General features: G+C 71.2%; 15 protein-coding genes. 1 reads left to right on the top strand and 14 read right to left on the bottom strand.

The features are described 5' to 3' along the window. Positions 1–16 precede the first annotated feature (16 nt). From ACK8N7_RS31245 to pgsA, 14 genes are all read right to left on the bottom strand, one after another. Positions 17–568, bottom strand: coding sequence for an adenine phosphoribosyltransferase (locus ACK8N7_RS31245; protein WP_403212188.1), 552 nt, complete (start codon positions 566–568; stop codon positions 17–19). Beyond that, positions 565–1,680, bottom strand: coding sequence for a protein translocase subunit SecF (secF, locus tag ACK8N7_RS31240; RefSeq protein ID WP_500444640.1), 1,116 nt, complete (start codon positions 1,678–1,680; stop codon positions 565–567). The genes ACK8N7_RS31245 and secF overlap by 4 nt, the downstream gene beginning before the upstream one ends. 1 nt (position 1,681) lies before the next feature. After that, positions 1,682–3,451 carry a protein translocase subunit SecD gene (gene secD, locus ACK8N7_RS31235; RefSeq protein WP_403212184.1) on the bottom strand — a complete coding sequence of 590 codons (1,770 nt, stop codon included), beginning with the start codon at positions 3,449–3,451 and terminating at the stop codon, positions 1,682–1,684. A 150-nt stretch (positions 3,452–3,601) separates the two neighbouring features. Then, the gene (gene yajC, locus ACK8N7_RS31230) at positions 3,602–4,093 is read right to left on the bottom strand and encodes a preprotein translocase subunit YajC (RefSeq protein WP_355124254.1); all 492 of its coding nucleotides are present in this window, start codon (positions 4,091–4,093) and stop codon (positions 3,602–3,604) included. 163 nt (positions 4,094–4,256) lie between these two features. Further along, entirely contained in the window at positions 4,257–5,345 is a 1,089-nt protein-coding gene (ruvB, locus tag ACK8N7_RS31225) for a Holliday junction branch migration DNA helicase RuvB (RefSeq protein ID WP_500444639.1), read from the bottom strand. A 29-nt stretch (positions 5,346–5,374) separates the two neighbouring features. Beyond that, complete coding sequence (gene ruvA / locus ACK8N7_RS31220; protein WP_403212180.1) at positions 5,375–6,001, bottom strand: Holliday junction branch migration protein RuvA; 627 nt, start codon at positions 5,999–6,001, stop codon at positions 5,375–5,377. Beyond that, complete coding sequence (ruvC, locus tag ACK8N7_RS31215) at positions 5,998–6,603, bottom strand: crossover junction endodeoxyribonuclease RuvC (RefSeq protein ID WP_403212178.1); 606 nt, start codon at positions 6,601–6,603, stop codon at positions 5,998–6,000. The genes ruvA and ruvC overlap by 4 nt, the downstream gene beginning before the upstream one ends. Positions 6,604–6,770: 167 nt before the next feature. Continuing rightward, a complete protein-coding gene (locus ACK8N7_RS31210; RefSeq protein WP_403212176.1) occupies positions 6,771–7,523 on the bottom strand; it encodes a YebC/PmpR family DNA-binding transcriptional regulator in 753 nt (250 codons plus the stop codon). A gap of 61 nt (positions 7,524–7,584) precedes the next feature. Beyond that, positions 7,585–8,178, bottom strand: coding sequence for a pyridoxal 5'-phosphate synthase glutaminase subunit PdxT (gene pdxT / locus ACK8N7_RS31205; protein ID WP_500444638.1), 594 nt, complete (start codon positions 8,176–8,178; stop codon positions 7,585–7,587). Positions 8,179–8,184: 6 nt separating this feature from the next. Then, positions 8,185–9,105, bottom strand: coding sequence for a pyridoxal 5'-phosphate synthase lyase subunit PdxS (pdxS, locus tag ACK8N7_RS31200; RefSeq protein ID WP_015607394.1), 921 nt, complete (start codon positions 9,103–9,105; stop codon positions 8,185–8,187). A 143-nt stretch (positions 9,106–9,248) separates the two neighbouring features. Continuing rightward, positions 9,249–9,797 (bottom strand): hypothetical protein, encoded by a 549-nt coding sequence (locus ACK8N7_RS31195; protein WP_403212174.1) that lies wholly within the window; start codon positions 9,795–9,797, stop codon positions 9,249–9,251. Positions 9,798–9,878: 81 nt separating this feature from the next. Next, the gene (locus tag ACK8N7_RS31190; protein WP_403212172.1) at positions 9,879–11,039 is read right to left on the bottom strand and encodes a glycosyltransferase family 4 protein; all 1,161 of its coding nucleotides are present in this window, start codon (positions 11,037–11,039) and stop codon (positions 9,879–9,881) included. After that, a complete protein-coding gene (locus tag ACK8N7_RS31185) occupies positions 11,036–11,947 on the bottom strand; it encodes a phosphatidylinositol mannoside acyltransferase (RefSeq protein WP_403212170.1) in 912 nt (303 codons plus the stop codon). The genes ACK8N7_RS31190 and ACK8N7_RS31185 overlap by 4 nt, the downstream gene beginning before the upstream one ends. Then, positions 11,944–12,606 (bottom strand): phosphatidylinositol phosphate synthase, encoded by a 663-nt coding sequence (pgsA, locus tag ACK8N7_RS31180; RefSeq protein WP_403212168.1) that lies wholly within the window; start codon positions 12,604–12,606, stop codon positions 11,944–11,946. Before pgsA ends, ACK8N7_RS31185 begins: the two co-directional genes overlap by 4 nt. 291 nt (positions 12,607–12,897) lie before the next feature. Here pgsA and ACK8N7_RS31175 point away from each other — a divergent pair, with 291 nt between their 5' ends. Continuing rightward, on the top strand, positions 12,898–15,129 hold the full coding sequence (locus ACK8N7_RS31175) for an elongation factor G-like protein EF-G2 (protein WP_500444637.1): 2,232 nt from the start codon (positions 12,898–12,900) through the stop codon (positions 15,127–15,129). Positions 15,130–15,217: the final 88 nt, after the last annotated feature.

Genomic DNA, 15,217 nt, shown 5'->3' with positions numbered 1-15,217 from the left:
CCTGCTCGGGTCGTTCTCAGACCGTGATCAGCGCTTCCAGCGGAGCGCCCCGCAGAGCCGGCTCCAGCCGGGCCCGGCCCGCCAGGAAGCCGAGCTCCATGAGGACCGCGACCCCCGCGACCTGGGCGCCGGCCCGCCGGATGAGCTCCAGCGAGGCCTCGGCGGTGCCGCCGGTGGCCAGGACGTCGTCGATGACCATGATCCGGTCCTCGGCTCCGAGGTCCTCGGCGTGGATCTCGAGCTCCGCGCTGCCGTACTCCAGCTCGTAGGACTGGCTCAGCGTGGCTCCGGGAAGCTTCCCGGCCTTGCGGACCGGTACGAAGCCGATGCCCGCCCGGACCGCGACGGGCGCGGCCAGGATGAAGCCGCGCGCCTCCAGGCCGACGATCTTCGTGGCGCCGTGCCGTACGCACAGCTCCGCGAGGACGTCGGTGAGCGCCGCGAAGGCCGCCGGGTCCGCCAGCAGCGGGGTGATGTCCTTGAACACCACCCCCGGCTTCGGGTAGTCCGCGACATCGCGGATCCGGCTGAGCAGCAGCTCCCTGGTGGATTCGGTGGTGCTGGTCATCGGCGCTTCCCCGGCGTGCGGCCGTGGCCGCGGGGCTGCTGACGCTGGCCCACCACGGCACCGGCGGTCTCGCCGTCCTCGTCGTCCTCGTCGGCCTGCCGGTACGCAGGGCCGTCGTCCTCGGGGGACTCGCCCCGGGCGGCCGCTGCTGCCCGCTTGGCGAGAATCCGCTTCTTCAGCGCCTTCATCTGCGGCTCGCGCTCCTTGAGGTCGGCGACGAGCGGCGTGGCGATGAAGATCGAGGAGTACGCACCGGCGGCGAGACCGACGAACAGCGACAGCGAGATGTCGTTCAGCATGCCGGCGCCGAGGACACCGCCACCGATGAAGAGCAGGCCGGCCACCGGCAGCAGCGCCACCACGGTGGTGTTGATGGAGCGGACCAGCGTGCTGTTGATCGACCGGTTGGCGATCTCGCTGTACGTGTAGCGGGTCTGCTTGGTGATGTCCCTCTGGCCCTCCTTGAGGCTGTCGAAGACCACCACCGTGTCGTACAGGGAGTATCCGAGGATGGTCAGCAGACCGATCACCGTGCCCGGGGTGACCTCGAAGCCGACCAGGGCGTAGACACCGACCGTGATGGTGATGTCGTGGATCAGGGCGATGAGGGCGGCGACGGCCATCCGCCACTCGAAGGCGATCGCCAGATAGATCACCACCAGGACCATGAAGATCCCGAGACCGGTCCAGGCCTTGTTGGCGATCTGCTCACCCCAGCTGGGGCCGACCAGGTCCGCGTTGATCTCCTCGGCCGGGATACCGAGCTCTTCGGAGAGAGTCTCCTTGATCTCGTTGGCCTTGGCCGTGTCGACCTCGGTGATCTGGATGCGCAGACCGCCGTTGCCGAGCTCCTGGACGATGGCCAGGTGGCCCGAGGCCTCGGTCGCCACGTCCGTCGCCTCGGAGGTGGAGATCTGGGCCCTGCTGTCGGTCGTGAAGACCGCGCCGCCCTTGAACTCGATCCCCATCCGGAGGCCGCCGACCGCCACGCCGATGATGGCCGTGATGGTGATCAGTATCGAGACGCCGTACCAGATCTTGCGGTTGCGGATGAAGTCGTAGCCGACCTCGCCTCGGTAGAGCCGGGCGCCGAGATTGCCGAGTCGCGACATCTCACGCCTCCTTCGGGTCGGTGGAAGCGCTGGCACGGCGCGAGCGGCGCAGCGGCGGCTGGGCGCCGAGCCGCTTCGGGTCCAGACCGGACCAGGAACCGCCACTGGAGAAGAACTTCGTCCGGCCCATCAGCGTCATCAGGGGCTTGGTGAAGAGGAACACGACGACGACGTCGAGCAGCGTGGTCAGGCCGAGCGTGAACGCGAAGCCCTGGACCTTGCCGACGGTGACGAGGAAGAGCACCGCGGCCGCCAGGAACGACACGAAGTCGGAGACCAGGATGGTGCGCCGGGCCCGGGGCCAGGCGCGCTCGATGGCCGGGCGCAGGGTGCGGCCCTCGCGGATCTCGTCCCTCACGCGTTCGAAGTACACGATGAAGGAGTCCGCTGTGATGCCGATCGCGACGATGGCTCCACAGACTGCCGGGAGGTTCAGCGCGAAGCCGATGGCCGGGCCCAGCAAGGCCATGATCGTGTACGTCAGGATGCCGGAGGCCAGGAGGCTCAGCAGAGCGATGAACGCCAGGCCGCGGTAGTAGGCGACCAGGTAGATCACGACCAGCGCCAGACCGATCGCACCGGCGATCAGGCCCGCCTTGAGCTGCTCACCGCCGAGGGCGGCGGTCACCGTGGTGACGCTCGACTCCTCGAAGGTCAGCGGAAGCGCACCGTAGGACAGGATGTTGCCGAGGTCCGCGGCGGACTCCTGGTCGAAGCTGCCGGAGATCTGGGCGTTCTTGCTGAGCGCCGTCCGCACGGAGGGCGCGGAGACGACCTCGCCGTCCAGGACGATCGCGAACTGGTTCATCGGCGGCTGCTGCTGCGAGAGCCGGCTGGTGATCGTCTGGAACTTCTTGGCGCCGGCGGAGGTGAACTCCATCGACACGATCCACTCACCGGTCTGCTGGTCGATGGCGCCCTCGGCGTCGTCGACGTCGCCGCCGGAGACCTCGGCCGGGCCGAGCACGTACTTCTCGTAGCTGCCGGGGACGTTCGAGCCGCAGGCGACGATGGAGTCGGTCGGCAGGGCGTCCTTGCCGGCCGCCGTGCGCTGCTCGGGGTCGGTGCAGTCGAGCTTGGCGAACTCCTCCTGGAGCTTGGCCGTCGCCGGGTCCGCGGAGGGCGAAGCCTCGGGGGTGCCGGACGGCTTGGGCTCGCCGGAGCCGGTGGGGGTCGGCGTGGGGGCCTTCTTCAGGGCCCCGGTGACCGCACGGCCCTGGGTGGTGGAGCTCGGGGAGGGGGTGGCCTCCTCGCCGGTGGCCTCCTCGCCCTTGTCCTCGGGCTTCGCGGACTCACCGGCGCTCGGCGTGGCGCTTCCCGAGGGGGTCGCGGAGCCGGAGGGCGTGGGCTGCTCGGGACCGCTCGCCGCCACCGTCAGAACGGGCCGGAAGTAGAGCTGGGCGGTCGTACCGACCTGCTCCCGGGCCTGCTCGGAGTTGGTCCCCTTGGGGATGTTGACGATGATGTTGTCGCTGCCCTGGGTCTGGACCTCGGCTTCCGAGACGCCCAGACCGTTGACGCGGCGCTCGATGATCCCGACCGCGGTGCCCATGTTGGTCGCGTTGATCGCGTTGGGCTTGCCGGGCTGGTTCTTCGCCTTGAGCGTGATCGACGTGCCGCCGGCGAGGTCGATGCCCAGCCTCGGCGTGGTGTGCCCGGACAGGAACATCCCGCCGGTGAGCGCGACCATGGCGATGAGGATCAGGACCAGGGAACGCCCCGGCCTGACCTGACCGCCGGACGGCCCTCGGCCCTTCTTGGGTGCTGCCACCTTCTCGTTTCTCCCTGTCCAACCGCCCCGCGCCGGGTACGCGCCCGAGCGGCCACGAAGTGTTGTGGGGACCTGCCCCCGCAGACGACCTGCACGGTCCCGGGGACGTCGCGCGCCCCCCGGCGCGCGGCGTCCCCGGGACCGTGAGAACTACTTGGCTTCGGGCTCGCCGTCGGCCTTGCCGTCGCCCTTGGCATCCTTGACGTCCTTGGCCGCCGCGTCCTCGGTCCCGGCGTCGTCGGCCGTCTCGTCCTTGCCCAGGTCGATCTTGGCGACGTCGGCCTTGTCCGCGCCGGACTCACCGGTCAGCGAGGAGGCGTCGTCGGGAACGACCGTGCCGTCAGCGTCGAGCTCCTCGTCGTCGCCGTGCACGATGCGGTTGTACTCCGCGTCGTCCAGAACGGCACCGATCGAGTTCTTCGCGTAGATGGCGTGCACGCCGGGAGCGACTTCAAGGAGAACGGTGTCGTCGTGGACTTCCTTGACGGTCGCGTACATGCCCCCGATCGTCCGGACGCCGGTACCGGGCTGCATGTCGCTGCGCATCTGCGCGGCCGCCGCCTGCTTCTTCTTGGCGGAGCGGGTCATCAGGAACATGGCCCCGATGAGCACGATGAAGGGGAGGAGAGTCAAGATATCCACGGGACGGGAATTCCTTCGCACGACCGCGCTGGCATGCGGCCTGTATATACGGGGGTGGGTACACCGACCTGTAAGGGCGGCATCGGCGGAGTCTAAGCGAGTCCGCATCGTTGGAACAACGCCCAGCATGGCACCGTGGTTCCTGTCCGCGCGAACCCGTGAATTATCGCGCCCCGAACAGACCCTGTTGTCCCTTTGCTCCGTGCTGCGGCGGAACCAGTCCCAGGTGGGCCCAGGCCGCCGGGGTGGCGACGCGGCCGCGCGGCGTCCTGGCCAGCAGTCCTTCCCTGACGAGGAAGGGTTCGGCGACCTCCTCGACGGTCTCTCGCTCCTCCCCCACGGCGACCGCGAGGGTGGACAGTCCGACGGGCCCGCCGCCGAAGAGTTTCAGCAGGGCGCCGAGGACCGCACGGTCCAGCCGATCGAGTCCCCTGTCGTCAACCTCGTACACCTTGAGGGCCGCCGCAGCGATGTGCCGGTCGATCGTTCCCTCGGCCTTGACCTGGGCGTAGTCCCGGACGCGGCGCAGCAGGCGGTTGGCGATACGGGGGGTGCCCCGGGAGCGTCCGGCGATCTCGGCGGCGCCCTCCACGTCGATGCCGACGTCCAGGAGGCGGGCGGAGCGGTGGATGACGCGCTCCAGCTCGACGGGGGCGTAGAACTCCATGTGGCCGGTGAAGCCGAAGCGGTCGCGCAGCGGGGGTGGCAGGAGTCCGGCCCGGGTGGTGGCGCCGACCAGGGTGAAGGGCGGCAGCTCCAGCGGGATCGCGGCGGCGCCGGGGCCCTTGCCGACGATGACGTCGACGCGGAAGTCCTCCATCGCCATGTAGAGCATCTCCTCGGCGGGCCGCGACATGCGGTGGATCTCGTCGAGGAAGAGGACCTCACCCTCCTGGAGGGAGGAGAGGATCGCCGCGAGGTCGCCGGCGTGCTGGATGGCGGGGCCCGAGGTGATCCGGATCGGGGCGTTCATCTCCGCCGCGATGATCATCGAGAGGGTGGTCTTGCCCAGGCCGGGGGCGCCGGAGAGGAGCACGTGGTCGGCGGTGGCACCGCGGGCGCGGGCCGCCTTGAGGACCAGGTCGAGCTGTTCGCGGACCTTCTCCTGGCCGACGAACTCGTCCAGGTCCTTGGGGCGCAGGGCCGCCTCGACCGCGTTGTCCTCGCCGTCCGCGTCCGCGTCGACCAGCCGGTCGTCGAAGGCCGGCCCGGTCGGCTCGTCGGTCTCGGGTCCGGTCTCGTCCCAGTTCATCAAGGGCCTCTTCGGTGGTTCGGTGCCGGTCAGCGGGCGCGGTTGAGAGTCTGCAGGGCGGCCCGCAGCAACTGCGGTACGGGGGGTGCGACGCCCTCGGCGACGGCTGCCTCGGCCTGCGGGGCGACGGCGCTGACGGCTTCGTCGGCCTCGCGGCTCGCATAGCCGAGGCCGATGAGCGCGGCCTGCAGCTGCTCGCGCCAGCCGGAGGTGACGGGGGTGCCGATGCCCTGCTGCCCGATGTGCGCGCCGACCGGGGCGCCGAGCCGGTCCTTGAGCTCCAGCAACAGCTTCTGGGCGCCCTTCTTCCCGATGCCGGAGACGGCCGTGAGGGCCTTCTCGTCGCCGGTGGAGACGGCCAGGCGGAGCGCGTCGGGGCTGTGGGTGGCGAGCATGGCCTGGGCGAGCCGGGGGCCGACGCCGCTGGCGGTCTGGAGCAGCTCGAAGACCTGGCGCTCGTCGTCGTCGGCGAAGCCGTAGAGGGTGAGGGAGTCCTCCCGGACGACGAGGGAGGTGGCGAGCTTGGCCTCCTGGCCGACGCGCAGGCCGGCCAGGGTCTGCGGGGTGCACTGGAGGGCCATGCCGATACCGCCGACCTCGATGACGGCCGTGGTCGGGGCGAGGGCGGCCACCGGGCCGGAGACGAAGGCGATCATGCGGCGGGGCCTTTCAGCGTGCGAGACGTGCGGGAAGTGCCGGGGGTACGGGAGATGCCGGGCGGGGGCTGGGTGCGGGACGCGCCGGACGTGCGGTGGGCGGCGACGGCCTGCTGGAGCCGGTTCTGCGCGGGCGCCCGCCAGATGTGGCAGATGGCGAGCGCGAGGGCGTCGGCGGCGTCGGCGGGTTTGGGCGGTGCGTCCAGCCTCAGCAGCCGGGTCACCATGGCGCCGACCTGCGCCTTCTCGGCGCGGCCCGATCCGGTGACGGCCGCCTTGACCTCGCTGGGCGTGTGCAGGGCGACCGGGATGCCGCGGCGGGCGGCGCAGAGCATGGCCACCGCGCTGGCCTGGGCCGTGCCCATCACCGTACGGACGTTGTGCTGGGCGAAGACCCGCTCCACGGCCACGTAACCCGGGGAGTGCTCGTCCAGCCACGCCTCTATCCCGCGCTCGATGGCGACGAGCCGGTCACCGAGCTCCGCGTCGGCCGGGGTGCGCACGACGCCGACGCCGAGCATGGTCAACGGGCGGCCCGCGACGCCTTCGACCACGCCGACACCGCACCGGGTCAGCCCCGGGTCAACACCCAGAACCCGCATGGAGCCCCCCTGTCCTCAACGCTCGCAACGCCCACTCGTTCATCTGTTCCCGCAGGCTATCGGCTCGCGCTGACAAACCGTCGCAACCGAACCGCCGCAACCGACAAGAGGACGGGCCGACGGGGTGTCCCCGTCGGCCCGTCGCACCGAGCTGTGCCGGCCGCGCCTCAGGCGTCGACCTTCTCCATGACCTCGTCGGAGACATCGAAGTTGGCGAAGACGTTCTGCACGTCGTCGCTGTCCTCCAGCGCGTCGATGAGCTTGAAGATCTTGCGCGCGCCCTCTTCGTCCAGCTCGACCTGCATGGTCGGCAGGAAGCTGGCCTCGGCGGAGTCGTAGTCGATGCCCGCCTCCTGGAGCGCGGTGCGCACCGCGACCATGTCGGTGGCCTCGCTGACCACCTCGAAGGACTCACCGAGGTCGTTGACCTCCTCGGCACCCGCGTCGAGCACCGCGCCGAGGACGTCGTCCTCGCCCAGCTCGCCCTTGGGGACGATCACGACGCCCTTGCGGTTGAAGAGGTACGAGACGGAGCCCGGGTCGGCCATGGAGCCGCCGTTGCGCGTCATCGCGACCCGGACGTCCGAGGCGGCACGGTTGCGGTTGTCGGTGAGGCACTCGATGAGCACCGCGACACCGTTGGGGCCGTAACCCTCGTACATGATCGTCTCGTAGTCGGCGCCGCCCGCTTCGAGACCGCCGCCGCGCTTGACCGCGGAGTCGATGTTCTTGTTCGGGACGGAGCTCTTCTTCGCCTTCTGGACGGCGTCGACGAGGGTCGGGTTTCCATCGGGGTCCACGCCGCCGGAACGCGCCGCGACCTCGATGTTCTTGATCAGCTTCGCGAAGAGCTTGCCGCGCTTGGCGTCAATCACGGCCTTCTTGTGCTTCGTCGTAGCCCATTTAGAGTGGCCGGACATCTGCCTTCTCCTTCGCGTCACCAAAATCGAGTCGAACCCGAGAGATCCTACCGGGGTCCGCTCAGTTCACTGCGCGCACCATCTCCACGAACAGAGCGTGCACGCGATGGTCGCCGGTCAGTTCGGGATGGAACGACGTGGCGAGGACATTTCGCTGCCGTACGGCCACGATGTGGCCACCGTGCTCGGCGATGACCTCGGCCTCGGCCCCGACGGACTCCACCCAGGGGGCGCGGATGAAGACGCCCTCCACCGCCCCGCCGTCGATGCCGTCGACCTCGACCGCGGCCTCGAAGGACTCGTTCTGCCGGCCGAAGGCGTTGCGCCGCACGATCATGTCGATGCCGCCGACGGTCTCCTGGCCCGAGCGCGGGTCGAGGATCTTCTCGGCGAGCAGGATCATCCCGGCGCAGGTGCCGTAGACCGGCATCCCGGCCCTGACCCGCTCGCGGAGCGGCTCCATCATGCCGAAGAGGACCGCCAGCTTGGACATGGTGGTGGACTCGCCGCCCGGGATGACCAGGCCGTCGACCTCGGCGAGCTCCTCGGGGCGCCGGACCGGCCTGGCCAGGGCATCGGCCGAGGCCAGGGCGATCAGGTGCTCCCGTACGTCGCCCTGCAGTGCGAGGACGCCGATCACAGGGGTGTCGCTCATCAGTGGTTACCAGCCGCGGTTGGCGTAGCGCTCGGACTCGGGCAGGGTGTCGCAGTTGATGCCGACCATGGCCTCGCCCAGGTTGCGGGAGGCGTCCGCGATGACCTTCGGGTCGTCGTAGAAGGTGGTGGCCTTGACGATGGCGGCGGCGCGCTTGGCCGGGTCGCCGGACTTGAAGATGCCGGAGCCGACGAAGACGCCCTCGGCACCGAGCTGGCGCATCAGCGCGGCGTCGGCCGGGGTGGCGACGCCACCGGCGGAGAACAGCACGACGGGCAGCTTGCCGAGCTCCGCGACCTCCTTGACCAGCTCGTAGGGGGCGCGGAGGTCCTTGGCGGCGGCGTACAGCTCGTTGTTGTCGAAGCCGCGCAGACGGGCGATCTCGTTCTTGATCTGGCGCAGGTGGCGGACGGCCTCGACGACGTTGCCGGTGCCGGCCTCGCCCTTCGAGCGGATCATGGCCGCGCCCTCGGCGATGCGGCGCAGGGCCTCGCCCAGGTTGGTGGCGCCACAGACGAAGGGGGTGGTGAAGGCGAACTTGTCGCTGTGGTTGACCTCGTCGGCCGGGGTCAGGACCTCGGACTCGTCGATGTAGTCGACGCCGAGGGACTGGAGCACCTGGGCCTCGACGAAGTGGCCGATGCGGGACTTGGCCATGACGGGGATGGAGACGGCCCCGATGATCTCCTCGATCATGTTGGGGTCGGACATCCGGGCCACGCCGCCGTCCTTGCGGATGTCGGCGGGCACCCGCTCCAGGGCCATGACGGCCACGGCGCCCGCGTCCTCGGCGATCTTCGCCTGCTCGGCGTCGACGACGTCCATGATCACGCCGCCCTTGAGCTGCTCGGCCATGCCGCGCTTGACGCGGGCGGTGCCGATGGCGGTGGACTCGGCGGACTGCGGGGTGCTGGGAAGCGTGGACACGGGACCTCACTCGGTGAAAGACGCTGAAGACTGCACCGCCGAGCAAACGCTGTGGGACCAGTCCACAGCAAGGGCCAATAGGCAGGCCGTGGATCGTTTTGCGACGGTGTGCGTCCCGGCGAAGCGCGTGGAGCAGTCCGGTTTCAGGTCCCGGGGCGGTCCGCCAGGGCCACCGGCGGGGCGTCGTCCATCTCGAAGGCCAACGGGAACGGCGCGTGCCCGGCCAGCCGGAAAAGCCGCACGGTACGGTGCCGGCGCAGGGCGCGGGCGGCGCGCACGGAGTCGTTGTGGAAGCGCCGGGCCATCGGTACGCGGCGTACGGCGGCGGCCAGTTCGGTGGCCGCGTCCTCGCCGCCGGGCACCTCCTTCACCGCCTCCACCTGGGCCGGTTCGCCGAACACGGCGCGCAGGGCGGTGCTCAGCTCGCTCTCGGCGACCTCGCGGTGGTCCTCCTCGGCCTGCCGGGCGGCGTGCGCGGCCTCGTACAGCACGATGGAGGCGGCCGGGTCCAGGACACCGGAGGTGGCCAGCTCCTGGGTGACCGAGGCGCGGCGCAGGAGCTGGGCGTCGAGTGCGGCGCGGGAGGCGTCGATGCGGGAGTGCAGTCGGTCCAGGCGGCCCGCGGTCCAGCTGAGGTACACGCCGATCGCGACGAGGGCGACGGCGATCCAGATGATGAGGGTTACGGTCACGGTCGCACACGCTACCGTCGCCGGGGCCTTCCCTTCTCAACGGGAGGCCCCGGCTCTCAACGGGAGGCCCCGGTCCCGCTCTCAGTCCCGCGCCAGCCCGAACCGGGCCCGCAGCCCCGACCGCTCGTCCTCCGCCACCGAGGCGGCCCCGTCCGTCACCGTCTCGTACACCGAGAGGATGTCGGCCCCGACCGTCGCCCAGTCGAAGCGCCGCACATGGGCCTCGCCCCGCTCCCGCAGCCCGGCCCGGCGCTCCGGGTCGCCCAGCAGCCGGATCGCGGCGGTGGCCAGTGCGTCGGCGTCCTCGTTGGCGAACAGGTCGCCCGCCGCGCCCTGGTCCAGCACCTGCGCGAAGGCGTCCAGGTCGCTCGCCAGCACCGGCGCACCCGCCGACAGCGCCTCGACCAGGATGATGCCGAAGCTCTCGCCGCCGGTGTTCGGGGCCACGTACACATCGACGCTGCGCAGCAGCCGGGCCTTGTCATCGTCGCTGACCATGCCGAGGAACTCGACGCGTCCGCGCAGCTCCTTCGGCAGGGATGCCACCGCCTCCTCCTCGTCGCCGCGCCCCGCGACCAGCAGCCGGGTCTCCGGGCGGGCGGCGAGGATCGCGGGCAGCGCCTTCATCAGGACGGGCAGGCCCTTGCGGGGTTCGTCGATGCGGCCGATGAAGCCGAGGGTCTGGCCCTGCCACTCGGCCTTCGGCTCGGCCTTGGCGAAGAAGCCGACGTCGACGCCGTTCGGGATGACCACGGCGTCGCCGCCGAGGTGCTCGACCAGGGTGCGCCGGGCGTACTCGCTGACCGCGATCCGCGCGCTGATCTTCTCCAGGGCGGGCTGGAGGATCGGATACGCGGCGATCATCGCCCGGGAGCGCGGGTTGGAGGTGTGGAAGGTGGCCACGATCGGGCCCTGCGCCGACCAGCAGGCGAGCAGGCCGAGCGACGGGGAGGTCGGCTCGTGGATGTGGATCACGTCGAAGGTGCCGTCGTGCAGCCAGCGGCGTACCCGGGCGGCCGACAGGAAGCCGAAGTTCAGCCGGGCGACGGAGCCGTTGTACGGGACCGGGACGGCCCGGCCCGCCGAGACGACGTAAGGGGGCAGCGGGGTCTCGTCGTCGGCCGGGGCCAGGACGGAGACGGTGTGGCCGAGTCCGATGAGGTGATCGGCCAGGTCCCGGATGTGGAACTGCACGCCGCCGGGTACGTCCCAGGAGTACGGGCAGACGATGCCGATCTTCACGTGGGTTCCCCCCGGGGGTCCAGGTCGTCCAGCCAGAGCCTCTGGAGCATGTGCCAGTCCTGAGGGTGTTCGGCGATGCCGAGGGCGAAGGCGTCGGCCAGTCCCTGGGTCATGGTGGCCGTCTTCTCCGCCCGGGTGCCCTCTCCCGGCATCTCGACCGCGGGGTGGATGATCCCCTTCATCACCGGCGTGCTGTCGTACGAGAGGGTCACCGGCAGCAGCATCGCGCCCGTCTGCTGGGCGAGCAGGGCGGGGCCGGCGGGCATCCGGGCGGTGGCGCCGAAGAACGAGACCTCCACCCCGGAGGCGGAGAGGTCACGGTCGGCGACCAGGCAGATCAGGCCGCCCGCGCGCAGCCGCCGGGCCAGGGTCCCGAAGGCCGCCCCGCCGCTGTGCGGCAGGACCTCCATTCCCAGGCCCTCGCGGTAGGCGACGAACCGGTCGTAGAGCGTCGCGGGCTCCAGCCGTTCGGCGACGGTGGTGAAGGGGACCTTCAGATCGGTGGTGACCCAGGCGCCGGCGAGGTCCCAGTTGGCCAGGTGCGGCAGGGCGACGATGACTCCGCGCCCGGCGTCCAGCCCCTCAAACAGCCGGTCGGTGCCGGCGATGTCGATGCCCGCCTTGATCCGCTCCGGACTCCAGGCCGGCAGCCGGAACGACTCCATCCAGTAGCGCATGTACGAGCGCATCCCGGCCCGCGACAGCTCGGCCAGCCGTTCCGGGCTCGCGTCCGGGACCACCCGGGCCAGGTTCGACTCCAGGCGCAGCACGCTCTTGCCGCGCCGCTTCCAGACCTGGTCGGCGATGGTGCGGAACAGTGCCGTGGCGGCGGGCTCGGGCAGCTTCTTGACCGCGCCCCAGCCCAGCCCGTACAGACCGTCGGTGATCCGGCCCTTGAGCGCGCTCATCGGTCGGCCGGACCGTTGACAGCGGAGGCGGCGTCGGCTTCGGCGGACTCGCGGCGCACGGTCACCACGCGCTGGATCAGCGTCACCAGGGAGCCGACGGCGACGATCCACAGCGCGATCGGGAGCAGGATGTCGATGTGCGGGACCCCGAACGTGTGCAGTCCGGCGAGGCCGGCCGCGACCAGCGAGATGACCAGGCGTTCGGCGCGCTCCACCAGCCCGTTCACCGCGACCGGCAGGCCGATCGACTCACCGCGCGCCTTGGTGTACGAGACCACCTGGCCGCTGGCCAGGCAGAAGATCGCGACGGCGCACAGGATGTTGTCGTCACCACTGCCCGCGTACCAGAGGGCGAAGCCGGCGAAGATCGCCCCGTCGGCGACCCGGTCCAGCGTCGAGTCGAGGAACGCGCCCCACCGGCTGGAGATCCCGGCCTGCCGGGCCATGTTGCCGTCGACGAGGTCGGAGAAGACGAAGAGCGTGATGACGATGGTGCCCCAGAAGAACTCCCCCATCGGGAAAAAGACCAGCGCACCTGCCATCACTCCGGCCGTGCCGATGAGAGTGACCGCGTCGGGGCTGACCCCGAGACGGAGCAGCAGAGCGGCGAACGGTGTGAGGACACGCGTGAAAAATGCACGCGCGTACTTGTTCAGCATGGCTTTCCCGAGGGTTCGGTTGGCCGAGCGGCCCCTTCGGCCACCGGCTGGCCCATCGTAGTCACGACCGGTGCCCTCCACCGGACGGGCACCCGCCGCAGGGTGTCACGGGATGCGCCCGCCGCCCCCGACATATGGACGCGCCCCCTCCGCGGTGCCAAGCTCGAAGGACCGCGGGCGTCGCCGAGGCCGCCGCGACGGCTCTCCCCCGTACCCGTGACCACCGCTCCCCCATCGCGCGGTCGGCTCCTCTCCCGTACCCGCACCGCGCCACCCGCCGGGAGGCACTTCATGGGCGAGAAGACGCACGCACACCCCGGGGCCGCCGGAGGAGTACCGGCGGCCGGCCATCCCTCCGACGTACGGAACGTGGTGCTGGTCGGCCACAGCGGATCGGGCAAGACCACCCTGGTCGAGGCCCTGGCTCTGACGGCGGGGGCCCTGACCCGGGCGGGCCGGGTCGAGGACGGGGCGACCGTCTCCGACCACGACGAGATCGAGCGGCGCCGACGGCGTTCCGTCCACCTCTCCCTGGTCCCGGTGGCGTGGGACGGCCGCAAGGTCAATCTGCTCGACGCCCCCGGGTACGCCGACTTCGTCGGGGAGCTGCGGGCCGGTCTGCGGGCGGCGGACGCGGCCCTCTTCGTCGTCTCGGCGGCCCAGGAGGCGGAGTCGGTGGCGGCGACCACCCGGGCCGTGTGGGAGGAGTGCGCGCTCGTCGGGATGCCCCGGGCGATCGTCGTCACCCATCTCGACACCGCGCGCACCTCCTTCGAGGAGATGACCCGGATCTGCGCGGAGACGTTCGGCGGGGACGACCCCGATGCCGTACTCCCCCTCTATCTGCCGGTGCTCGGCCCCGAGGGTGCCGACGGGCATGCGCCGCTCACGGGGCTGACCGGGCTGCTGACCCAGCGCATCCTGGACCACTCCTCCGGGGAGCGGGCCGAGCTGCCGCCCGCGCCCGGCCAGGAGGCACCGCTGAAGGAGGCCCGCGACCGGCTGATCGAGGGGATCATCGCCGAGAGCGAGGACGAGTCGCTGATGGACCGGTACCTCGACGGCGGAGGCGGCGACATCGACATAGCGACACTGATCGCGGATCTGGAGCGAGCCGTCGCCCGGGGCACCTTCTTTCCCGTGCTGGCCGCCGCCCCCGCGGCCGAGGGCGCCCGGCAGGGCATCGGCACCGTGGAGCTGCTGGAACTGATCACGCGCGGCTTCCCGACCCCGCTGGAGCGCACCCCGCCCGTGGTCACCACACCGTCCGGCGAACCCAGGGCCACCCCGGTCTGCGATCCGGAGGGCCCCCTGCTCGCGGAGGTCGTCAAGACGTCGTCCGACCCGTACGCGGGCCGCATCTCGCTGGTCCGGGTCTTCTCCGGCACCCTGCGACCCGACGACACCGTGCATCTGTGCGGCCACGGCCTGGACGCGGCGGGGCAGGCTCCGCGCCCCTGTCACGAGGCGGAGATCCGGGTGACCGCGCTCTCATCGCCGTTCGGCCGGCAGCAGCATCCGGTGGACCGGTGCGTCGCGGGCGACCTGGTCTGCGTGGCCCGGCTCGGCGAGGCGGAGACCGGCGACACCCTCTCCCGGTCCGGCGACCCGGTCCTCATCGAGCCCTGGTCGACCCCGGACCCACTGCTTCCGACGGCGGTGAAGGCGCACGGGAAGGCGGACGAGGACAAGCTCTCCCACGGGCTGGCCCGGCTGGTCGCGGAGGATCCCACCCTGCGCCTGGAACAGAACCCGGACACCCACCAGGTCGTCCTGTGGTGCCTGGGCGAGGCCCACCAGGAAGTCGCCCTGGAGCGGCTGCGCAGCCGATACGGCGTCCAGGTCGACGCCGAACCGCACCGGGTCGCGCTGCGCGAGACGTTCGGCGGGCGGGGGGCCGGGCGCGGACGGCACGTCAAACAGTCCGGCGGGCACGGGCAGTTCGCGATCTGCGAGATAGAGGTGGAGCCGCTGCCCGCGGGCAGCGGCATCGAGTTCGTGGACAAGGTCGTCGGCGGTTCGGTGCCGCGCCAGTTCATCCCGTCGGTGGAGAAGGGTGTACGGGCCCAGGCCGCCCGGGGCCTGTCCGCCGGGCACCCGCTCGTCGACGTGCGGGTCACCCTCCTCGACGGCAGGGCGCACTCGGTGGACTCCTCCGACGCCGCGTTCCAGACCGCGGGGGCGCTCGCCCTGCGCGAGGCCGCGGCGGACGCCCGTATCCAGCTCCTGGAGCCGGTCTGCGAGGTCACCGTGCTGGTCCCCGACGACTACGTGGGCCCGGTGATGAGCGATCTGTCGGGGCGGCGCGGCCGGGTGGTGGGCACCGAGCAGAGTCCGGGCGGGCGCACCCTCGTACGGGCGGAGGTGCCGGAGACGGAGATCGGCCGGTACCCCCTCGACCTGCGCTCACTGACGCACGGCACCGGCCGTTTCGGCCGTACGCACGCCCGGTTCGAGGCGATGCCGCCGCAACTCGCCGACCGGGTCCGCGCGGAGCAGGGGGCCGGATCACCCGGCGCGTGACCGGCGCACTGTCGCAAACAGCCCCCGCTTCCCTTGAGGTGACGGGTGGCGCGGGGATCCGGGCGATACGCTGTGGGCGCAGCTCAGA

The organism is Streptomyces griseobrunneus (assembly GCF_046713465.1).
Taxonomy (GTDB): domain Bacteria; phylum Actinomycetota; class Actinomycetes; order Streptomycetales; family Streptomycetaceae; genus Streptomyces; species Streptomyces microflavus.
The sequence above is the reverse complement of the archived record's forward strand: the minus strand, read 5'-3'. Positions and strand labels throughout refer to the sequence as shown.